The 21,784-nt window shown below is 56.8% G+C and carries 22 protein-coding genes and 1 tRNA gene; 9 read left to right on the top strand and 14 right to left on the bottom strand.

What is annotated here, in order from left to right:
* Positions 1 to 93 precede the first annotated feature (93 nt).
* The 5 genes from AC2FGB_RS17950 to glyA form a co-directional block, all read right to left on the bottom strand.
* Complete coding sequence (locus tag AC2FGB_RS17950; RefSeq protein ID WP_142639489.1) at positions 94 to 516, bottom strand: universal stress protein; 423 nt, start codon at positions 514 to 516, stop codon at positions 94 to 96.
* Between the two features lie 78 nt (positions 517 to 594).
* Complete coding sequence (locus AC2FGB_RS17945; protein ID WP_496690355.1) at positions 595 to 1,968, bottom strand: alanine/glycine:cation symporter family protein; 1,374 nt, start codon at positions 1,966 to 1,968, stop codon at positions 595 to 597.
* 25 nt (positions 1,969 to 1,993) lie between these two features.
* On the bottom strand, positions 1,994 to 2,938 hold the full coding sequence (lipA, locus tag AC2FGB_RS17940) for a lipoyl synthase (protein ID WP_496694530.1): 945 nt from the start codon (positions 2,936 to 2,938) through the stop codon (positions 1,994 to 1,996).
* A 14-nt stretch (positions 2,939 to 2,952) separates the two neighbouring features.
* Positions 2,953 to 4,335, bottom strand: a complete 1,383-nt coding sequence (gene lpdA / locus AC2FGB_RS17935) for a dihydrolipoyl dehydrogenase (protein ID WP_496690357.1) — start codon at positions 4,333 to 4,335, stop codon at positions 2,953 to 2,955.
* Between the two features lie 9 nt (positions 4,336 to 4,344).
* Positions 4,345 to 5,598, bottom strand: coding sequence for a serine hydroxymethyltransferase (gene glyA, locus AC2FGB_RS17930; RefSeq protein WP_271951608.1), 1,254 nt, complete (start codon positions 5,596 to 5,598; stop codon positions 4,345 to 4,347).
* Positions 5,599 to 5,778: 180 nt separating this feature from the next.
* Between glyA and AC2FGB_RS17925 the strand changes: the two genes are divergently transcribed.
* Positions 5,779 to 6,348 carry a helix-turn-helix domain-containing protein gene (locus AC2FGB_RS17925; protein WP_185956736.1) on the top strand — a complete coding sequence of 190 codons (570 nt, stop codon included), beginning with the start codon at positions 5,779 to 5,781 and terminating at the stop codon, positions 6,346 to 6,348.
* A 4-nt stretch (positions 6,349 to 6,352) separates the two neighbouring features.
* Here AC2FGB_RS17925 and AC2FGB_RS17920 read toward each other — a convergent pair whose 3' ends face one another.
* Entirely contained in the window at positions 6,353 to 7,231 is an 879-nt protein-coding gene (locus AC2FGB_RS17920) for a LysR family transcriptional regulator (RefSeq protein ID WP_281995892.1), read from the bottom strand.
* 103 nt (positions 7,232 to 7,334) lie between these two features.
* Between AC2FGB_RS17920 and AC2FGB_RS17915 the strand changes: the two genes are divergently transcribed.
* On the top strand, positions 7,335 to 8,960 hold the full coding sequence (locus AC2FGB_RS17915) for a GMC family oxidoreductase (protein ID WP_281995924.1): 1,626 nt from the start codon (positions 7,335 to 7,337) through the stop codon (positions 8,958 to 8,960).
* Between the two features lie 62 nt (positions 8,961 to 9,022).
* On the opposite strand, the gene AC2FGB_RS17910 is transcribed toward AC2FGB_RS17915, so the two are convergent.
* Together AC2FGB_RS17910 and ychF are read right to left on the bottom strand one after the other, a co-directional pair.
* Positions 9,023 to 9,526, bottom strand: coding sequence for a GNAT family N-acetyltransferase (locus AC2FGB_RS17910; RefSeq protein WP_334223320.1), 504 nt, complete (start codon positions 9,524 to 9,526; stop codon positions 9,023 to 9,025).
* 11 nt (positions 9,527 to 9,537) lie between these two features.
* Positions 9,538 to 10,635, bottom strand: a complete 1,098-nt coding sequence (gene ychF / locus AC2FGB_RS17905) for a redox-regulated ATPase YchF (RefSeq protein WP_496694531.1) — start codon at positions 10,633 to 10,635, stop codon at positions 9,538 to 9,540.
* 194 nt (positions 10,636 to 10,829) lie between these two features.
* Between ychF and AC2FGB_RS17900 the strand changes: the two genes are divergently transcribed.
* The 7 genes from AC2FGB_RS17900 to AC2FGB_RS17870 all read left to right on the top strand — a co-directional run bounded on the left by AC2FGB_RS17900 (position 10,830) and on the right by AC2FGB_RS17870 (position 16,849).
* Complete coding sequence (locus AC2FGB_RS17900) at positions 10,830 to 11,315, top strand: acyloxyacyl hydrolase (protein ID WP_142639471.1); 486 nt, start codon at positions 10,830 to 10,832, stop codon at positions 11,313 to 11,315.
* A 78-nt stretch (positions 11,316 to 11,393) separates the two neighbouring features.
* On the top strand, positions 11,394 to 12,185 hold the full coding sequence (trpA, locus tag AC2FGB_RS17895; protein ID WP_281995895.1) for a tryptophan synthase subunit alpha: 792 nt from the start codon (positions 11,394 to 11,396) through the stop codon (positions 12,183 to 12,185).
* A gap of 152 nt (positions 12,186 to 12,337) precedes the next feature.
* A complete protein-coding gene (locus AC2FGB_RS17890; protein ID WP_142639467.1) occupies positions 12,338 to 13,504 on the top strand; it encodes an alpha-hydroxy acid oxidase in 1,167 nt (388 codons plus the stop codon).
* A 243-nt stretch (positions 13,505 to 13,747) separates the two neighbouring features.
* Positions 13,748 to 14,401, top strand: coding sequence for a 50S ribosomal protein L25/general stress protein Ctc (locus tag AC2FGB_RS17885; protein ID WP_142639464.1), 654 nt, complete (start codon positions 13,748 to 13,750; stop codon positions 14,399 to 14,401).
* Between the two features lie 137 nt (positions 14,402 to 14,538).
* A complete protein-coding gene (gene pth / locus AC2FGB_RS17880; protein WP_142639462.1) occupies positions 14,539 to 15,219 on the top strand; it encodes an aminoacyl-tRNA hydrolase in 681 nt (226 codons plus the stop codon).
* 82 nt (positions 15,220 to 15,301) lie between these two features.
* Positions 15,302 to 16,465 carry a serine hydrolase domain-containing protein gene (locus AC2FGB_RS17875; protein ID WP_142639460.1) on the top strand — a complete coding sequence of 388 codons (1,164 nt, stop codon included), beginning with the start codon at positions 15,302 to 15,304 and terminating at the stop codon, positions 16,463 to 16,465.
* A 9-nt stretch (positions 16,466 to 16,474) separates the two neighbouring features.
* Entirely contained in the window at positions 16,475 to 16,849 is a 375-nt protein-coding gene (locus AC2FGB_RS17870) for a DUF2237 family protein (RefSeq protein ID WP_142639459.1), read from the top strand.
* Between the two features lie 42 nt (positions 16,850 to 16,891).
* Here AC2FGB_RS17870 and AC2FGB_RS17865 read toward each other — a convergent pair whose 3' ends face one another.
* The 6 genes from AC2FGB_RS17865 to ihfB all read right to left on the bottom strand — a co-directional run bounded on the left by AC2FGB_RS17865 (position 16,892) and on the right by ihfB (position 21,520).
* Positions 16,892 to 18,037, bottom strand: coding sequence for a slipin family protein (locus tag AC2FGB_RS17865; RefSeq protein ID WP_496694532.1), 1,146 nt, complete (start codon positions 18,035 to 18,037; stop codon positions 16,892 to 16,894).
* A 401-nt stretch (positions 18,038 to 18,438) separates the two neighbouring features.
* Positions 18,439 to 18,513 (bottom strand) — tRNA-Asn (locus AC2FGB_RS17860).
* Positions 18,514 to 18,879: 366 nt separating this feature from the next.
* Entirely contained in the window at positions 18,880 to 20,127 is a 1,248-nt protein-coding gene (gene trpB / locus AC2FGB_RS17855) for a tryptophan synthase subunit beta (RefSeq protein WP_281973469.1), read from the bottom strand.
* 92 nt (positions 20,128 to 20,219) lie between these two features.
* Positions 20,220 to 20,870: a phosphoribosylanthranilate isomerase gene (locus AC2FGB_RS17850; protein WP_496690361.1), complete on the bottom strand. Its 651-nt coding sequence runs from the start codon at positions 20,868 to 20,870 to the stop codon at positions 20,220 to 20,222.
* An 8-nt stretch (positions 20,871 to 20,878) separates the two neighbouring features.
* Entirely contained in the window at positions 20,879 to 21,229 is a 351-nt protein-coding gene (locus tag AC2FGB_RS17845; RefSeq protein ID WP_271951622.1) for a lipopolysaccharide assembly protein LapA domain-containing protein, read from the bottom strand.
* A 6-nt stretch (positions 21,230 to 21,235) separates the two neighbouring features.
* Positions 21,236 to 21,520 carry an integration host factor subunit beta gene (gene ihfB / locus AC2FGB_RS17840; RefSeq protein ID WP_271951590.1) on the bottom strand — a complete coding sequence of 95 codons (285 nt, stop codon included), beginning with the start codon at positions 21,518 to 21,520 and terminating at the stop codon, positions 21,236 to 21,238.
* Positions 21,521 to 21,784 lie beyond the last annotated feature (264 nt).

The following is a 21,784-nucleotide window of genomic DNA, read 5'->3' as shown; positions in this document are numbered from 1 at the left end:
CAGCCCGCAAAATCAACCAACTTCCCACCCAACTCAACATGCAAACCATGCAAAGGCGTGCGCCTAATATCCGTCATTTCAGGTACCTTTCGATCAGCGGGACTGGTCACGAACTACCATGACGGTGCAATGCGCATTGCGCACCACGCGTGCCAGGTTCGGACCAATTTCATAATTCGGGAAATCGCCCTTGGTCGACGCCATGACGATCATGTCGAAGCCCTCTTTGTGAGCGAGCTTCAGAATTTCGCGGTAGACGCTGCCCTCTTGGACATGGACAGCAACGCCCGCGGCGTCACCATTGTCCAAGATGGCCTGAACCGCGTTGCGCACATGCTCTTTGGCACCGGCGCCATAATTGGCGGGCAGGTTCGGCAGCTGGATGATCTCGGGGATGACGGCGACCGCATGCAGTTCGGCACCGTAGAATTTCGCCTGTTCCAATGCGACCGGCAATGCCTGTTTCCAGGAACGGTCGTCAGAGTGATCAATCGGCAGCAGGATTTTCGTGGCCATCACGCCTCTCCTCGAGATAGGAATTCTGTTTCAAGTCGGGGGGCCGGAATGGCCCCCCGTAGGTTTTCAGTGCCCGGATTATTCGGCAGGCGTGCCGCCCGGCTCTTCGGACTTACCACCGGAGGCAAAGAACTCTTTCGTCAATTTGAAGACGATTGGGCTCAGCAATGCCAAGGCGATTAGGTTCGGGATAGCCATCATGGCGTTCAGCGTATCTGCAAGCAGCCAGATAAAGCCCAGATCCGCGGTTGCGCCGAAGTAGATCATGATAATCCACAGAATGCGGTACGGCATCAGGGATTTGACACCCAGCAGGAATTCGACGCATTTCTCTCCGTAGAATGACCAGCCGAGGATGGTGGTGAAGGCGAAGATCGACAGCGCGATGGCGATCAAGTAGCCACCAATGCCCGGCAACGACATTTCGAAGGCGGCCGAAGTCAACGCGGCACCGGATTCACCCGTGGTCCACGCACCTGAGGCGATGATTGCCAAACCGGTGATCGAGCAGACGATGATAGTGTCGATGAACGTTCCCAGCATCGCGATCAGGCCCTGGTTTACCGGACCTTTGGTTTCGGCTGCTGCGTGCGCGATCGGGGCGGAACCCAGACCGGCTTCGTTCGAGAAGACACCGCGCGCCACACCAAAGCGGATGGCGGCCCAAACGGCTGCGCCCGCAAAACCACCTTCGGCGGCCGAGGGTGTGAAGGCGTAGGTGAAGACCAACGACACAGCATTGCCGATTTCACCGATATTGATCAGCAGAACCAGCAGACCCGCGATGATATAGGCAATCGCCATGAACGGAACCAGTTTACCGGCAACGGCACCGATACGCGTGATACCACCCAGGATTACAGCGGCGGTCAGAACCATCAGCACCACACCGGTGACCGAGGTATTCAGGCCGAAATTGGCTTCGAGAACCTGTGCAACACCATTGGCTTGCACACCGTTGCCGATACCAAAGGCTGCAACTGCGCCGAACAGGGCAAATGCAACACCCAGCCAGGCCCATTTCGCACCCAGGCCGTTCTTGATGTAGTACATCGGACCACCGACAAAGTTGCCCAGCTCGTCCTTCTCACGGTATTTCACCGCCAGAACAGCCTCGGCATATTTGGTGGCCATGCCCACCAGGGCGGTCATCCACATCCAGAACAAAGCGCCCGGACCGCCCAGGAAGACAGCAGTAGCCACACCGGCGATGTTACCCGTACCGATGGTCGCCGACAGCGACGTCATCAGTGCGTTGAACGGGCTGATCTGCCCATCGCCCTGACTTTCACGACCGGCAAACAGCAGCTTAAAGCCCGTGCCGATACGCAGGATCGGCATGAATTTCAGCCCCACCTGCAGGAAGAAGCCAACGCCAAGAATGAGGACCAGCATCAGCGGCCCCCACACGACGCCATTGATGGCCCCTACGATTGAATTTAACGCTTCCATGGTATTCCTCCCTAGCGCGTTTGGATTATGCCCCGGCAGCAATCGCCCGTTGGCGAGCTTGCTTGAGGGCGGCAAAGTCTTCGTCCGCGTGGAACGACGAACGGGTCAGCGGCGTGGCTGACACGTGCAGAAAGCCCTTTGAGCGTGCGATCTGCTCAAGCTGAGCGAATTCTTCCGGTGTCCAGAACCGGTCAATCGGGTGATGTTTTGCGGTCGGCTGCAGGTATTGCCCCACTGTCAGAAAATCGACATTCGCGGCGCGCAGGTCATCCATCACCTGCCGCACATCGCCAAGGCTTTCACCCAGCCCGACCATCAGGCCCGATTTGGTAAAGATCTCGGGGTTGGCGCGCTTGGCATCGTCCAACAGACGCAGCGAAGTGTAATACCGCGCGCCCGGACGCACCGTGGGATACAGATGCGGAACCGTTTCGAGATTGTGATTGAATACGTCGGGGGCGGCCGCAAATACCAGATCGGCCGCGTCCCCTTTGCCCAGAAAGTCGGGGGTCAGAACTTCTACCGTTGTGCCGGGATTCTGGTGGCGCACAGCACGGATGGTTTGGGCAATATGTTCAGCGCCGCCATCAGCCAGATCATCCCGGTCAACCGAGGTGATCACGACATGACGCAGGCCCAGCTTTTTCACCGCAACGGCCACACGGCCGGGTTCGAACTGGTCCAGAGCGTCGGGGCGGCCAGTGGCAACGTTGCAGAAGGAACAGCCGCGGGTACAGACCTCGCCCATGATCATCATGGTGGCGTGGCGCTTGGACCAGCATTCGCCGATATTTGGGCAAGCCGCCTCTTCGCAAACGGTCGCCAGATTATGGTCACGCATCAGGCGGCGGGTTTCGTAAAATTCTGCGCTTTCAACCCGTTTCTTCCGAATCCATTTCGGTTTACGCGGAATGACACTGTCAGCCTTTTTGGCTTTTTCCGGGTGGCGAGGGCGAAGCTGGATGGTCATCTGGCTGATCCTCGTTAAGCGTGAATCGCACGGCCCAGGGCGTCAAGGCAGGCCTCTTTGACCGCCTCGCCCATTGCAGGGTGCGCATGACAGGTTGCGGCAACTTCGGAAACGGTAGCGCATTTGGTCATTGCCAGAACCAACTCGGCAATCAGGTCGCCGCCATGCGCTCCGCAGATATGCGCGCCGAGGATCTTGCCGCTGGGATCGGCCAGCACCTTGACCGCACCGTCGGTTTCGCCGGTCGAGCGCGCGCGCGAATTTGCCATGAAGGCGAACTTGCCGACCGCGTAGTCAGTGCCAGCCTCTTTCAGCGCCTCCTCGGTCAAACCGACCGAGGCGACCTCGGGGTCGGTGTAAACCACGCCCGGAACGGTGTTGTAATCCACATGCCCGGCCTGACCGGCCAGGATTTCGACACAGGCGACGCCGTCTTCTTCGGCCTTATGCGCCAGCATTGGTCCGGGCACACAGTCACCGATTGCATAGATGCCGGGGACCGAGGTTTGGAATGTGCCATCAACCTCGATGAAGCCGCGCGCGCTCAGGGCAACGCCAAGCGCGTCCAACCCTAGTCCGCGCGTCACAGGGCGACGGCCTACGGCGATCAGGACCTTGTCGGCCTCGATCACTTCTTCCTTGTCCTTGCCAACCCGGTCCACGATCAGGGACAGGCCCGCGTCGGTTTTCCCGACCGATTTCAGCGCCCTGCCCAGTTGGAATTTCAGCCCGCGCTTTGACAGGGCGCGCTGTGCCAGCTTGGCGATCTCTCCATCAATGCCGGGCAGAACACGGTCGAGATATTCAACCACCGTGACTTTGGCACCCAGACGCGCCCAGACCTGACCCAGTTCCAATCCGATGACACCGGCACCGATCACCACCAGATGATCCGGCACGGTGTCCAGCGCAATCGCCCCGGTCGAGCTGAGGATATCTTGCTCGTCAATCTCAATCCCCGGCAGCGAGGTCGGCTCGGATCCGGTGGCGATCAGGATATTCTTTGCCTCATGGATCGTGTCGCCGACCTGAACCTGCCCTGCAGCCGGAATGCTGGCCCAACCTTCGAACAGGTCGATACCGTTCTTTTTGAACAGGAATCCGATCCCTTTGGTCAGGTCACCAACGATCTTGTCCTTGCGCCCCATCATCGCGCCGATGTCGATGCTGGCCCCCTCGACCTCTATGCCATGGGAGGAGAGATGGCTGATCTCGGCATATTTGGCCGAGGAGGTCAGCAACGCTTTGGAGGGTATGCACCCCACATTCAGACAGGTCCCGCCAAGAGCACCCCGCCCCTCGACGCAAGCGACATTCATGCCCAGCTGAGCGGCACGAATGGCCGCTACATATCCGCCGGGGCCACCGCCAATAACGATCAGGTCATAGGTGCTCATGATTTAACCTCAGTAGATCGGATGGCTCGCGCAAAGGGCGCGGACTTTTTCACGAGTTTCTTTTTCGACGGTCGCATCCCCGTCAGACGACTGAGCCAAAGCGTCCAGCACGTTGCCAATCAGATGACCGATCGTTGTAAACTCTTCGGGGCCAAATCCACGGCTGCATCCGGCAGCGGTGCCCAGACGAATACCACTGGTAATCGTTGGCTTTTGCGGATCGCCGGGAACACTGTTTTTGTTGCAAGTAAAACCTGCACGCTCAAGCGCGGCCTCGGCATCTTTGCCAGTCACGCCGATGGGGCGCAGATCGACCAACATCAGATGGTTCTCAGTTCCGCCGGAAACGATGTCACAGCCTCGCGCCATCATCACATTCGCCAAAGCCGCCGCGCTGTCGACTACGCGCTGCATGTAGGTTTTGAACTCAGGCTTCAAAGCTTCACCAAAGGCTACAGCCTTGCCCGCGATCACATGCATCAGCGGGCCACCTTGCAGACCCGGAAACACTGCCGAGTTGATCTTTTTGGCGAGTGTTTCATCATTGGTCAGGATGATCCCACCGCGTGGTCCACGTAGGGTCTTATGAGTGGTCGACGTCACCACATGAGCGTGCCCAATAGGCGACGGATGCAGCCCAGTCGCCACCAGCCCCGCGATATGCGCCATATCTGCCAGCAGCCAGGCCCCAACCTTGTCAGCGATTGCCCGAAAGCGCGCAAAGTCGATTTTTTGCGAATAGGCCGATGCGCCCGCGATGATCAGCTTGGGCTTCTCAGCTTCTGCCAATGCCTCGACCTGATCATAATCAATCAGCCCGGCATCGTTCAGACCGTATTGCACCGGACGGAACCATTTGCCCGATTGCGCGGGTTTCGCGCCGTGGGTCAGGTGCCCGCCAGCATCCAGCGACATTCCCAATATCGTATCACCGGGGCTAAGCAGCGCCAGCTTGACCGCTCCATTCGCCTGAGCGCCGGAATGAGGTTGAACGTTTGCGTATTCGCACCCAAACAGTTTCTTCAACCGCTCGATAGCTTCGGATTCGACCTCGTCGACATATTCGCAGCCACCGTAATACCGGCGACCGGGATACCCTTCGGCGTATTTGTTGGTCAGCACAGACCCCTGCGCATCAATCACCGCCTGCGAGACGATGTTTTCAGATGCGATCAGTTCGATCTGATCCGCCTGACGGGCACCCTCACGGGAAATCGACGCAGAGATTACCGGATCGGCCTCAGCCAGCGACGTTTTAAACATGGTCTCCTCCCAAGGTTTCGAATCCAATTCGCGAAACTTTGTTTCCTATAGTGGAATTTTCATCCTTAAGGCAACATTTTTCTTACAATGGTGAATTTGATTTTGATTGGAAATTATGCAAGCATCGATAAAACAGGGGGATTTCACGTGGCAGAAGAGAATTTAACGGATGTTTCCGGAATGGACGAACAGGACGAGGGTATGGCTCTGGGCCGCTCGATCCGCGACGCGCGCCGTGCAAAAGGCTGGACTTTGGAAGAAGCCGGTCGTGCTGCCGGGATCGGTCGATCAACCCTGTCAAAAATCGAAAACAACCAGACAAAGCCCAGCTTTGATATTGTTCGGCGGCTCACACAGGCGCTTGACCTCAGCACACCGCAGCTGTTTCTACAGTCCGGTCAATCGGGTATATCAGGCCGTCGCGATTATACGCCCAAGGGCGACGGTGAGATCAAGGACACCTCCACATATATCCATGAATTGCTGTGTTCAGAGCTGACCAGCAAACGGATGCTGCCCTATATCGCGACAATCAAGGCGCGCGACATTTCCGAATTTGAAAACTGGATTCGCCATTCTGGAGAAGAGTTCATGTTTGTCCTCAGCGGAGAGCTGACTTTTGTGTCGGAACACTACCGACCGCTGCCGATGAAAGCCGGGGACTCGCTCTATTATGACAGTGGAATGGGGCACGGCTGTATTTCAACCAGTACCGAAGATGCCCGTGTGCTTTGGGTATCGCTGGAATAGCCCACTAATAGAGTGACGTCACCCAACTTGCGAAAACCTGTACCTCGATGCGGTCTTCAGCGCCTTTGCGCTTAACCAGATAGTGCGAAGGTTGAATGGGCAGGCGGTAATCAAAAGGTGCCACCAGCAAACCCTGCTTAATGTACTCATGGGCAAAGCTTTCTAATACCATGGCCGCGCCCTGCCCCGCCGTGACGGCCTGCAAGGCCAAAAATGACGAATCCATTCGAAGCGTTCTGGAGGGCGCCCCCAAATTGAGCGTGTATTGATCGGACAATCTCATCCAGTCATTCTCGGACCCTTTGATTGCGACGACCCGGCCCTGGGCCAGATTTTGAATGCTCAGATCTGCGCCAAAAGATGCCGCATAATCGGGATGGCAGACCGGCACCGCACATTCATGGCCCAGATGCGAGACGATCCCGTCATCCCAGTCACCATAGCCGAACCGGATATCAATATCGCTTTCTTCCTCTCCAAACCGGTTCGCCCAGACGAAGGTGGAGAGGTCCACTTTGATGTCGGAGTGCAGGTTTTCAAACTCAAACAGTCTTGGTGCGATTACCAGCCCCGCACATGAGATGGAGGCCCGTATTTTGACCACCCGCCTGCGGGAATTGGTGAAAAGGCCGCTGGTTGCGTCTCTTAACTCGGAAAACGTCTTTTGAACCGGCATCGCATAGGCCCGCCCGATTTCGGTCAGGGCAACCCCGCGCGGCAAGCGTTCGAACAGGGATACGTTTAGGTGCTTCTCTAACAACCGTATCTGCTGACTGACGGCGGCTGATGTCAGCCCCAGCTCTTCTGCTGCCGCAGAGAAACTGTTGTGACGCGCGGCAACTTCAAAAGCCCGCAACCAGGTGACATGGGGCAGTTTCGCCATTTCTTACCTTCAATGAAAATTATGCCTAATGGGTAATATACATTGTTTGAATTGACAATCTTTGCGTGCAAATCATGGGGCCTATTACCCAAAACGGTTCGAGATGACGCAGACCTTCGACTATATCATCGTGGGCGCCGGATCTGCCGGCTGCGTGCTGGCAAACAAGCTGAGCGCGTGTGGCAGCCATAAAGTGTTGCTGATAGAAGCCGGTGGAACCGATCGCCGTTTCTGGATCAATGTACCGCTGGGATACGGCAAAACCTTCAACGATCCCAAGGTGAACTGGTGTTACTCTGCCCAGGCTGATCCCGGGTTGAACAACCGTCAGGCCTATTGGCCGCGCGGGCGGGTTATTGGCGGATCAAGCTCGATCAACGCCATGGCATATTTGCGAGGCCTCTCGCATGATTTTGATGACTGGGCCAAGGCAGGCGCAGAGGGTTGGAACTGGGAAACGGTTCGCCAGACATATGAGGCGATCGAGACCCATGTCGAAAGAGGCCAAACACCTTCGTCAACGGACGGACCCCTTGTGGTCAGTGATGTCAGTGAGGGCATGCACCCGTTTTCGCGCCACTTTCTGGAGGCCTCACGGCAGATGGGCTGGCATGTTTCGGACAATCTGAACGGTCAGGACGCCGAAGGGATGATGAACCTGCGCAGCACCGTCAAAAACGGCCGCCGCTGGTCATCAGCAGCCGCGTTCCTGCGCCCTGCGCTGAAACGCAGCAATCTGCGGGTGGTATCCAATGCTCTGGTGCAGAACGTCATTCTGGATCAGGGCAAAGCCACCGGTGTCCGCTATCACGTTGGAGGTCAGGTGGTTACGTCCTTCGCGATCCGTGAAGTCATCCTGTCTGCGGGAGCCGTAAACTCGCCACAGCTCTTGCAGCTTTCGGGGATCGGGCCTGCGAACCTGTTGAAAAGGCACGGCATCAAAGTGCGCCATAACCTGTCGCAGGTTGGACAGGGATTGCAGGATCATCTTGGCATATCCCATTTCTTTCATGCGACCGAGCCGACATTGAATAATACGCTTGGCAATCGGTTGGGACAGATGTTGTCCGGTATTCGTTATCTGCTGACCCGCAGCGGGCCACTCAGCGTCCCCGTCAACCAGGTCAGCGGCTTTGTGCGTTCGGACGAAACCGCCGAATTTGCTGATATGCAAATCTATTGCAATCCGATGTCCTATAAGACCGACACCAAAGGACAGCCGGGCGTTGATACCGAAGCAGGCTTTCTTCTGTGCGCCCAGCCCTGCAGGCCGACAAGCAGAGGGGAGATCAACATCCGTTCGGCAGATCCCATGGATGCACCCGCCATCCAACCGAATTCTCTCTCCACAAACCATGACTGCGACATGGCTATCAAAGCGGGTCGGGTGTTACAGAAGCTGGCGCAGACTGAGGCGATCCGCAGTGTTACGCGGACCCGGATAGAACCAGATGTTACGCGGATGAATGACGACCAGATGTTAGAGAATTTCCGCGCCAACGCCGGAACTATATTTCATCCAAGCTGTACATGTCGCATGGGGACATCGGAACAGGATTCAGTTCTGGATTCTCGACTGCGGGTGCATGGGGTGGCAGGCCTTAGGGTGGTCGACGCGTCCTCGTTTCCAAGCATCACCTCAGGCAACACAAATGCGCCTGTGATGATGCTGGCCGCGCGCGGCGCGGACCTCATTCTGGAAGATGCCACAAAGCGCATGAACGCTTGAAGCAGAGGGAAAGAAGACCGTCTTACAGAATATTTGGTCTGGAAAGGGGCCTCATTCCCTGATCAGGAAAAGTGCAACGCATAGACGTTGTTCAAATACTTCTGATCGTCGATCTGAAAGTGGGTCTCTCCAATGAACTCAAAACCCTTGGCCAGATAGAACTTGATGGCCGAGGTGTTCTCAGCATTGGTCATCAGCCAGACCACATCTGCCCCCTGATCCCGGCAATGTTCCAGCGCAGCTGCCAAAAGACGCCTTCCGATACCTTTTCCGTGATGGCGCGGCTGGACGTAGAATGTCGATATCTCCATGCCCCACCACCCGGAAACAGGGGCGATGCGTGCAGGGGAAACACGGATGAACCCGTCAATCCCCTGATTATTGTCGGACACCAGAATGAATTCATCCGGGTTTTGAATCTGTTCTAATACTTTGCTTGTTGTGAATTCCGACAAGGCGAAATCTGCAAAAATCCCACTGACACCATGTTTGAGGTAGGTTCCGATCCATACTTCAATCGAGATGGCAGCGATACTGGACGCATCTGACTTTTCTGCAGTTCGCAATGCCAAGGCGCTTAGGTATTAAACAAGAAGTGCATCACATCGCCATCCTTGACGACATAGCCCTTGCCTTCGGCGCGCATCTTGCCTGCCTCTTTGGCGCCTTGCTCTCCGTTTGCCGAAACATAGTCGTCATAGGCGATCGTTTCAGCACGGATGAAACCCTTTTCGAAATCGCCATGGATGACGCCAGCAGCCTGCGGCGCGGCGGTGCCGGTGCGGATGGTCCAGGCGCGGGCCTCTTTCGGGCCGACGGTGAAATAGGTTTCCAGCTTCAGCAGGTCGTAGCCTGCGCGGATCAGACGGTCGAGACCTGGCTCTTCCAGCCCCATTTCCTCGAGGAACATCTGCGCTTCGTCCTCTTCCAGCAGGCTAATCTCTTCTTCGATCTTGGCACTGATAATGACGTGCGAGTTGCCTTGCGCTGCGGCCATTTCAGCCACACGGGCTGAATATTCATTGCCCTCGGCAGCCTCTTCTTCCGAGACGTTACAGACATAGAGAACCGGTTTGGTGGTCAGCAGTTGCAGCATTTTCCACGCCTTGTCGTCTTCGTCGCTAACTTCGACCAGACGCGCGGGTTTGCCATCTTCCAGCATGACCTGCGCTTCGGCAAGCAAACGTTCCTGTTGCTGTGCCTCTTTGTCGTTGCCCTTCAGCTTGCGCACCAGATTGGCACGGCGCTTTTCGATGCTTTCCAGATCGGCCAGCATCAGTTCGGTCTCAATCGTATCGGCATCCGCCACGGGATCGACGCGGCCATCGACATGGGTCACATCACCATCTTCGAAGCAGCGCAACACATGAGCGATGGCGTCAGTCTCACGGATGTTGGCCAGAAACTGGTTGCCCAACCCCTCGCCCTTTGACGCGCCCTTTACCAGGCCCGCGATATCCACAAACGTCATTCGCGTCGGGATGATCTGCTTTGAACTTGCAATCGCCGCCAGCTTGTCCAGCCGGTCATCGGGCACCGCCACATCACCCACATTGGGTTCAATGGTGCAGAACGGGAAATTCGCCGCCTGAGCAGCCGCTGTCTTGGTCAGCGCATTGAAGAGAGTCGACTTGCCCACATTCGGCAAACCCACGATTCCCATTTTAAAGCCCATCTCGGCCTCCTGAAGCGATACGACGGCGTCTTCTATTCACGTCCGGGCAAATGCGCAACCCGGACGGCGGCAACAGGTCGAGTCCCAGTTGCAACATCACTTATCTGTTAATCAAACGTGTACTTCGAATACTTGATTCTGCCACTGCCACGTCACCAACTGACAGGGAGTTGAGAAAACCAAGAAGTACCGAGATGAAAACACTTTTCTTAATGAGCACTTTGCTGGCCACCACGACCATGGCACACGGGCAGTCCATCGTATTGGGAGCAGGATATGCGGATTTCACCCACACCAGCAGCAATGATCAGGCGGTCGTGTCACTGGAATACCAGCACAGCCCGTTTCACGAAGCCACGCGCCTCAGTGCTGGCTGGGGTGTGGCTCTGACGGTGGATGCAGATGCCGACACGCATATTGGCGCCGGTTTGGTCGGTCTCTATACGATCTCTGATCGGTGGTTCGCAGAGGCCAGCGTGATGCCTGGCTACTACAACGCCTCAAATGATGACAATGATCTCGGCGGAAATTTCCAGATCCGCAGCCTTTTCGGAATTGGATATGCCCTGGAAAACGGAAACAAGCTCTCGCTGGCCATCACCCATAATTCGAACGCGAGCACGGACAGTTTCAATCCCGGCGTCAACTCAGTGTTCATGCGTTATCACTACGGGTTCTGAAGCAATCTGGCCCAGCGGGATTGATTTCCGGGCAAAGTTTCTGCACATCAGGTTCAAATCCGTATGCAAGGACCGCAGATGACCCGTATCGACGCCAAGTTCGCCGCCCTCAAGGCCGAGGGCAAAAAGGCCTTCGTATCCTACATCATGGCCGGTGACCCCGATTTCGACACCTCGCTTGAGATCGTCAGGGGCTTGCCCGGTGCCGGTGTCGACGTGATCGAACTTGGGCTGCCGTTCACCGACCCGATGGCGGATGGTCCGACCATCCAGGCAGCAGGACAACGCGCCCTAGAGGGCGGGATGACCCTGCAACGCACACTGGATCTTGCACGTGCTTTTCGGGAATCGGATGATACAACGCCTATTGTGCTAATGGGGTATTACAATCCCATCTACAGCCGCGGCGTGGAAAGGTTTCTGGCGGACGCTACAGAGGCTGGCATCGACGGCCTGATCGTCGTTGACCTGCCTCCCGAAGAAGATGACGAACTTTGTCTGCCTGCACAGGCGGCTGGATTGAATTTTATCCGCCTCGCCACGCCGACAACGGATGACAAACGGCTTCCGCGCGTTCTTCAGAACACTTCGGGATTTGTGTATTACGTCTCGATCACGGGGATCACAGGCGCAGCCGAAGCCCAGGCCACGAATGTAGGCCCCGAGGTCTCTCGGATCAAATCCGCCACGGATTTGCCAGTGATCGTGGGCTTTGGAATCAATACCCCGGAAAAATCGCGGGCAATCGCAACTGTTGCCGATGGCGCTGTGGTCGGCTCGGCCATTGTCAGCCAGATCGCCGCCGGGAAGTCGGTTGGTGAAGTTCTGGATTTTGTCAAATCGCTGGCAGATGGGGCACATTCGGCCTGATTCAACGACCGGTTTCGCAATCTTGACCGCAGTCGGCGCAACCCGGCTGCGGTTTTTCTATTGCACCTAACGTTGCGCACAGAAACGTGGCGTTGCGAGGCTTTCGAAAAATTGGTAAAGAAAAAGGACCAATCTTTCGAAAGCCGCATCTCATGCCCGTCATCACCAATATCCAAGACCTCAAACACATCTATGAACGACGCGTCCCGCGCATGTTCTTTGACTATGCCGAAAGCGGCAGCTGGACCGAGCAGACCTTTCGCGACAACAGCTCGGATTTCGAAGATATCCGCCTGCGCCAGCGAGTAGCGGTTGATATGACCGGGCGCACGACGGCGTCGCAGATGATCGGACAGGATGTTACCATGCCTGTTGCCCTTGCCCCCGTTGGTCTGACCGGCATGCAGCACGCGGATGGTGAGATCAAAGCCGCCAAAGCAGCCGAGGCTTTTGGCGTCCCCTTTACCCTGTCCACGATGTCAATCAATTCTATCGAGGAGGTGGCCGAGAACACCACTGCGCCCTTCTGGTTCCAACTCTACACCATGAAGGATCAGGACTATGTCTCTCGGCTGATCCAACGCGCCAAGGATGCAAAATGTTCGGCCCTTGTGATCACCCTGGACTTGCAAATACTCGGGCAGCGCCACAAGGACCTAAAGAATGGTCTGTCCGCGCCGCCGAAGCTGACGCCTAGGACCATCGCCAATCTGATGACAAAATGGACCTGGGGCATCGAAATGTTAGGCGCCAAACGGCGGAACTTCGGCAATATTGTTGGCCATGTTGATAATATCACTGATACAAGATCGCTGGGCACATGGACGGCGGAACAATTCGACCCCAGCCTGGATTGGGGCAAAGTTGAAAAGCTGATGGACCAATGGGGCGGCAAGGTGATCCTCAAGGGTATCCTGGATTCCGAGGATGCCAAGATGGCCGCCAAGCTGGGCGCCGATGCCATCGTGGTTTCAAACCACGGCGGACGCCAGTTGGACGGTGCGCTCAGTTCCATTCGTGTCCTGCCCGAGATTATGGACGCTGTCGGAAACGACATCGAAGTGCATCTGGACAGTGGCATCCGATCTGGCCAGGACGTTCTGAAAGCACTGGCACTTGGCGCGAAGGGCACCTTTATCGGGCGCGCCTTTGTTTACGGTCTTGGCGCAATGGGCCAGAAAGGCGTGACCACGGCACTTGAGATCATTCAGAAAGAACTTGATACGACCATGGCGCTTTGCGGTGAACGCAATGTGAGCGATCTGGGCCGGCACAATTTGCTTGTCCCGAAAGACTTCGGAGGGAGCTGGACAGATTGATCGCGCGCATGGGGGCTCTGTCCTTGTCGCCGATTGGCCGCCTCCCCCGAGATATTTAGAGCCAGTTGAAGAAAGGATTCCCTGCTTCATCTGGCCGAAAATACCTCGGAGCGCGGGACAGAGCCTCGCAAAATAGACGAGCTGCAAAAACCCCTTTCCAAACTCAATGAATCAAGCTAAGGACGCGGCTTCACGCGGGTATACAGCCTTGGAGGATACCCGCCCTAACATTGGAGAAATATCATGGCTGGAGAGATTCCCGATCTCGTAGCTCTGGAACGGACGGGGACAGGCAAGGGCGCCGCTCGTCAGGCACGCCGCGACGGCATGGTTCCGGGCATTGTTTTTGGTGGCGACAAAGAGCCGCTGCCGATCCAGATCCCGTTCAACGAACTGTTCAAGCGCCTGAAAGCGGGCCGGTTCAAGTCGACATTGTGGAACCTGAAGGTTGAAGGCCAGGAAGACGTTCGCGTCATCTGCCGCGACGTTCAGCGTGACGTTGTCAAAGACCTGCCGACCCACCTGGACCTGATGCGCCTGCGTCGGACCACCAAGATCGCACTGTTTATTCCGGTTGATTTCATCAACGAGGAAGAGGCCCCCGGCATCAAGAAAGGCGGCGTTCTGACCGTTGTCCGTCCTGAGGTCGAGCTGATGTGTACCGCTGGTGAGATTCCTGAGAAGATCACCGTTGATCTGACCGGTCTGAACATCAACGACGTTGTCACCATCTCGTCGGTCGATCTGCCTGCTGGCACCAAGCCGACCATCGACCGTGACTTTGTGATCGCCAACATCTCGGCCCCAACCGGCCTGGCTACAAGCGATGACGAAGAGGGCGAAGAGGGTGATGTTGCACCCGATGAAGTCGAAGTCGTCGGAAGCGAAGAAGAATAAGGCCGGACCCAAAGTTTCGGTTTTTGTGACGGGGCCCCATTGGGGTCCCGTTTTCTTTTGCCCGTTGGGCTGGAAAATCGGCCCCGATCCGTGCCATCAACCAGTTGCGATATCGCGCTTGAGACAAGGACATGACGATGAAGCTGTTTGTCGGCCTGGGAAATCCCGGATCAAAATATGCTCGAAACCGGCACAATATTGGCTTTATGGCCGTTGACCGGATCGCCGAGGATTGCGGCTTTGGTCCTTGGAAATCCAAATTTCAGGCCGAAATCGCCGAAGGGCGGCTTGGTCAAGAAAAGGTTTTGCTTATCAAGCCTCAGACCTTCATGAACCGGTCCGGTCAATCGGTGGGCGAGGCCATGCGGTTTTACAAGTTGGATTCGACCGACGTCACTGTCCTACATGATGAATTGGATCTGGCGCCGGGTAAGGTCCGCGTCAAGGCAGGCGGAGGCCATGCCGGTCACAACGGGCTTCGGTCGATCCACGAACATATCAGCCCAGCCTATGATCGGGTGCGCCTTGGGATCGGTCATCCCGGGCGGAAAGAATTGGTTTCGCCATATGTCTTGGGCGATTTCGCAAAGGCTGACAGCGACTGGTTGGAAGATGTCCTGCGCGGCGTTGCAGATGGCGCAAGGCACCTGGCCAATGGCGATGGCGGTAAGTTCATGAACGCCGTTGCCCTGCGAACGGCACCGCCGCGTTCGTCCAAGTCACCGTCCGAGCACCCAAAACCAGCGGCCCAGACCATTACCGAACCCGCCGGGGACAGCAGGTCTGCCATGCAGAAGCTGATGGACAAGTTCAAATAGCGCCCTTTGCCGTTGCCCCTACGTCCGGATTGCGGAATTTTCCCGGGCAGGCTCCAATACCGGCAATCATGGGAGGCGACAAATGAGAGCTTTGTTTAAATGGGTGCTGCGTATCGCGCTGATGCTTGTGCTGGCAGCCGCCGTTGTCGGGTTCTGGAAACGCGAGGAAATTCAACGCTTGATGGCGGTGAACTCATTGTTTTCCCCCGAAAAGATCGTTCACAATTTCTCGCATATGGATGCAGCTTTCAAAACCGTCAACTTGCCGCGCGGGGATGGGGCCACATGGGAATTGCCTTACGGGCCCGGGTTTGACCTGCCAGCAGGCACGGATCAATGGATCGAAGACCGGTCGGTCACATCCTTGCTTGTGATGCAGGGCGGGCAGATCCGGTTTGAGGAATACTATCTGGGCACCACACCAGACGATCGACGCATTTCGTGGTCGGTTGCCAAAAGCTATCTTTCTGCATTGTTCGGCATATTGCTGGACGAAGGCGCAATCGCCTCATTGGACGATCCTGTCGTGCAATACGTACCCAAACTGCAAGGCACGGCCTATGATGGTACGACGATCCGCAACGTGCTGAACATGGCCAGCGGTGTGACCTTCAACGAGGATTATCTGGATTACAATTCTGACATCAACCGGATGGGTCGAGTGGTCGCCTTAGGCCGAGAACTGGACGATTTTGCCGCCTCGCTGCAGGACAGTTTCGCAACACCCGGAGAAATCTGGAAATACGTGTCAATCGACACCCATGTTATCGGTATGGTGGTCCGAGGAGCAACCGGTCGCAGCGTGGCCGAACTGCTTACAGAGCGCATTGTACAGCCACTTGGGCTGGAGCGGGATGGCTATTACGTGACCGACGGGGCCGGAGTTGCCTTTGTTCTGGGGGGCTTGAATTTCACCACCCGCGATTATGCGCGTTTCGGTCAGATGATCCTGCAAAACGGGGTTCATGATGGGCAGCAACTGGTACCGGCTGAATGGATCGCCGCTTCGGTCCTGCCCAGTGCCCCGACCGCATCGGGCAAGATCGGCTATGGATATCAGTGGTGGATTCCCGTGGGCGCGCATGAGGGCGAGTTCATGGCCCGCGGCGTCTATGGTCAGTATATCTATTTCGACCAGCCGCGCGGGGTGCTGATCGTGTCCACCGGAGCCGATCGCAAGTTTCGAGACCCTGGCGTGAATGAGATCAACATAGAAATGTTCCGCAAGATTGCGCAAAGCCTGTAAGATGCTCTTATGCAGAAACAGGAAAGCATAAATGTTCTGGGGGGCGTGCTCGCCCCTTGCTCCCGCGATCCGCTGACCGGGTTCTTTCGCGATGGCGCCTGCAATACCTGCCCCGAGGATCAGGGCAGCCACACGGTTTGCGCGGTAATGACGGTCGAGTTTCTGGCCTATTCGAAATATGTCGGCAATGACCTCAGCACGCCGCGCCCCGAGTTTAATTTTCCCGGGCTGCGTGCCGGTGACAGCTGGTGTCTATGTGCGGGTCGCTTCCTGCAAGCCCATGACGAAGGGTGCGCGCCCAAGGTTCATCTTGAGGCGACACATCAACGGGCGCTGGACATCGTGCCTCTGCGCATTCTCAACCAACACGCGGTTCAGGACTAGGCAGACCGGCCCGGGATCACCCGGACCAGCCCTTATTCGGGATCAATCCCGCAATTTCACAAGGTCAGACATCAGACCCTCGGTTCCGTTATGAACCGTCAGCCGCTCGACCTTGCCGGCGATGGTTTCCAGCGCTTCCAGCTCTTTCAGTCGCAGCATCACCGGGTTTTCCGCCATCACTTTCGCGGTGTTCAGCAAAGACCGCGTGGCGTTGGTTTCTTCCCTCCGCCGGATGACGTTGGCCTCGGCCTGTTTCTCGGCAGCGACCACGGCGGTCAGGATTTCGCGCATCTCGCCGGGCAGGATGACGTCTTTCAACGCGATCTCACCCACTTCGATGCCGATCCCGGCCATTTGTGTCCGCACCCGATCCGCAGCCTCGGTGTCAACGCCCACCTTCTCGGCAAGTAGCCGGTCAAGCGTCATCGACCCAAGGGTCTTCCGGAACGCCAGTTGCAGGGCCCGGTGCAGGGCCTGATCAAAATCCTTCACCGCCCCCATCGCCTTGACCGGATCGACGACCCGGTAATCGGCGCTGAGGTTGACCCGGATGGTCACCCGGTCCTTGGTCAGGATCTCTTGACCCGTTACCTCATGGGTTCGTTGCCGCAGGTCGATCTGCTTGACCTCGACGTTCCGGCCCACCTTCCAGAAGGCATGGGCGCCGGGGTTCAGCCGATCCACCAGCACGCCATCCACGGTCAGCAAACCGACATGCCCTTCGGCAATCTCGACCCGCGTCAGGTGCATCTGCAGCCCCACCCGAACCAGCCGCTGCGCGACCGCTTTGGGCACAACCATGGACTCGGTCAGCGCGTGTTGCTCAACGGCCCAAGGGCCGGCAACCTTCCAAACCAGCGCCCGTACTTCGGGGATCAGCACTCGAGCGGGCACACCATCCCGAAGCAGAACCAGAACCTCGTCGGGCCCTGCCCGAAACTCGGTCAGGTGCACCTCGGTCAGTTCGGGCCGGTTCTGCAGCAGCGCCCGCTCATAGGGCGACACGAAAAAGAGAGCCTCCAGATCGTGCAGCTCGGTCAGCACATCCCTGCGTGGCAGCCGGTGTTTCCCGGGGCCGAGGATGGTGTCAATTACCCCCTTGCGCAAAACCAGCATCCGCTGGGTCTCGGTCAGGGTCAGCCGTTGATGACCGGTCAGCCGGTCGATCAGATCTTGGAATAGTGTCATTTCATTTCTCCTTTTCGTCTCGCTCTATCGTCGTCGCAAAAGCGAACTCCTTTTCATGTTTTCAGTGGGTTGCACCCCGATTGGGTGACAGGTGTGAAGCCTTCGGATAAAGGCTGTGAAAGACCGGGCATCCCCCGCGCCGTGCCCTTTTGCGAGAGGGTCAGAGAGAGGGGCGCGGGACCAATGCGCCGCCTGTTCCCAAGGGATCAAGCGGGGCGCCAATCCGGCGACACCGTCATCTGCCCTCCGGCCCAAGACCAGAGCAGCGAAGACCCCTGCCCCGCCCGGCCGAAGCCTGACGTAGCGCGGTGCCACCCCTGCTGGGGAACACCCGGACCTTAATGATTTGGACCGTTTTCACGGACCGGCGTTGAAGGCCGGTGCTGACCTAACAGCGTTTGTTCAAATGGCGGGACTCGAACCCGCTACACATCGATTAACAGTCGATTGCTCTAACCAGAATGAGCTACATTTGGAGCTTTGGAAGGTGTCGAACCTTCGCTCACAGACTTGCCATCTGCCGCTCTTCCACCTGAGCTACAAAGCATGTACCAATCCCCGGTTTCGGCCCTGGCATACGGTTTCGGCAGCGCCGTCCGCACCGAGAGAGTGATCACCTCTGCTCGCTAGGGTCCGGCCCGTTTTGACCGGTAACGGCGGGTTTAGGCGAAGGGGCAGGATTCGCTCAATGATATTCTGAGAGGTGGAAATGCACCTGTGGCGGGTGCGCAACAAAATTACCCAGCTGCGCAACATTCGAAAAGCCGCAGGCTGGAAACCAAAGCTGCACACCGTTCAAAGGCACACAGCTTTTGTCAGAAATTTCAAATTTTACCGCCTGGTCAATCGGCGCTGCGGCCTTCGGTATCCGACATGTCGAAGTTCAGATATTTCGCCACAGTCTGAACATCCTTGTCACCACGTCCACACATATTCATGCAGATCAGGTGATCCTTGGGCAGATCCGGCGCGATCTTCATCACATGAGCCAGCGCATGGCTAGGTTCAAGCGCCGGGATGATGCCTTCGGTTGCACAGCAAAGCTGGAACGCCTCAAGCGCCTCTTTGTCGGTGATCGACACATATTGCGCGCGGCCGATATCATTCAGCCATGAATGTTCAGGGCCAATGCCCGGGTAATCCAGACCAGCCGAGATCGAGTATCCTTCGAGGATTTGCCCGTCATCATCCTGCAGCAGATAGGTGCGGTTGCCATGCAGAACACCGGGGCGGCCGCCGGTCAGCGAGGCGCAATGTTCCATCTTGTCGTTCACGCCCTTACCACCGGCTTCGACTCCGATGATGTTGACGGATTTATCATCCAGGAACGGATAGAACAGACCCATTGCGTTCGATCCACCACCGATGGCGGCGATGAGCGTGTCGGGTAAACGGCCCTCAGCCTTGTGCATCTGTTCCTTTGCTTCCTTGCCGATAATCGACTGAAAGTCGCGCACCATCGCCGGATACGGGTGCGGGCCAGCAACTGTACCGATGCAATAAAACGTATCGCGCACGTTGGTCACCCAGTCACGTAACGCATCGTTCATCGCGTCTTTCAATGTGCCACGACCTGACGTCACAGGGATCACTTCGGCCCCTAGCAGGCGCATGCGGAACACGTTCGGGGCCTGTCGCTGCACATCATGCGCGCCCATATAGACCACGCATTTCAAACCGAACTTGGCGCAAACGGTGGCTGTGGCCACGCCATGCTGTCCGGCGCCGGTCTCGGCAATGATCCGGGTCTTGCCCATGCGCCGCGCCAGAATGATCTGGCCCAATACGTTATTGATCTTGTGCGCGCCGGTGTGGTTCAGCTCATCGCGCTTCAGATAGATTTTGGCGCCACCCAGATGCTCGGTCAGGCGCTCGGCATAATATAATGGCGAGGGGCGTCCCACATAGTTGGCCCACAGATCGTCCATCTCGGCCCAAAATGTGGCATCGTCCTTGGCCTTTTCATATTCCTCTTCCAGCGCCAGGATCAGCGGCATCAGCGTTTCGCTGACAAAACGCCCGCCGAAAATGCCGAAACGGCCCTGCTCGTCTGGGCCGGACATGAAGGAATTGAAAAGATCGTTGGCCATGGGTGTCTCCATCGTCGTACCCGTTGTTCATAGGAGGTAGCGGCGGGATTTGCCATGGCAAAACGCACATGGGAATCCTTAGATGTGATACCTCAGCCGGCCCGAATTGCAGCGTCTACAAACGCACGAACCATCGCGGCATCCTTGATGCCCGGTGCACTTTCCACGCCTGAGGCGACATCGACCTGACGCGCGCCCGTCATACGGATGGCCTCGGCCACATTTCCGGGGTTCAACCCACCGGCCAGCATCCAGGGCTTGCGCCAGTATTTGCGCCCAGCCAGTAAACGCCAGTCAAACGCCAGCCCGTTTCCACCCGGCAGAACCGAGCTCCTTGGCGCCTTGGCATCTATCAGCAACTGATCGGCAACATCGCAATAAGTATCAATGGCGGCCAGGTCTTCGGCATCTGCAACACCAACCACCTTGATAACAGGCAACCCATAGCGCGCCTTGATTTCCTGCACCCGCTCGACAGATTCTGAGCCATGCAGCTGCAACATGTCAAAAGGGGCGACTGCGGTGATACTGTCCAACAACTCATCCGTGGCGTTCACAACCAAAGCGACCTTTGCAACCCCAACGGGGACATGCTCGAACAAAGCTGCTGCCTGTTGAGGCGAAACATATCGAGGCGATTTCGGAAAGAAGTTGAAACCAAGATACCGTGCACCCGCATCAGCTGCTGCGCGCACGTGATCTTGTGCAGTCAGGCCGCAGATTTTAACCGCTACATCCGACATTCCGGGCCTCAGCTGGCCTCATCCAACAGGGCGAGAACTTCGTCCTGTCCTTCGTTCTGCGCTTTCTTGAGCTTCTTGACCTCACGCTCAAGCTTGCGCACTTCACCTTTGCTGGCGGTAGCATCGCGGCGGTGCTTGTGCTCGCGCAGCCATTCCCAAAGAAAGCCAATGACCAGGCCAGCGACGATGCCACCCAGAACCACCACGAACAGCGGCAACGAGGCGCTGAAATTGAAGCCAAGCAAATCGGCTATAGCCGAGGGAATAAGCGTCAGCTCAACCGCTTCGCGGTTGGCCAGAGAGACTGAAATCAAGACGATCCCGAGGACCGCGAGAAAAGCATATCGAAGGTAGCGCATCATGGCCTAGGCTTTACCGTTCAACCGGTCTCTTAGCAACTTGCCAGTTTTGAAAAACGGAACACATTTTTCTTCGACCTGCACAGTTTCGCCGGTACGCGGGTTACGACCCACACGGGCATCGCGCTGTTTCACTGAAAACGCCCCAAAGCCTCTCAGTTCAACCCGATCCCCTCGCGCCATCGCATTCGTTACTTCTTCGAACACGGTATTCACGATTCGCTCGACGTCACGCTGATAAAGATGCGGGTTCTCGTCGGCGATTTTCTGAATCAGTTCTGAACGGATCATGTGCGTTACCCTCCCAGGCGACCGGTTAACCATGCCTATTATTCTGAACAGTATAGGAAAAAACTGGGTTCGGGGGAACGTAAACTCTGCGGGCAAAGGTTGAAAATTACAGTTAAGTAACGCGATTTTTTGCCAGTTCATGTAATTTGCCTGACAAATGTATGAACCTAAGACCCAATTAGCCTGAAAATGCGAACATGTTGATTCGCAACAAAAACGGCCCCGCGCTTTCACACGGGGCCGTAAATTCGGCTTGACTGAGGC

The organism is Ruegeria sp. CDSC021 (assembly GCF_059610845.1).
Note: the sequence above shows the minus strand (reverse complement) of the source record. Positions and strands in the feature narration are given on the sequence as shown.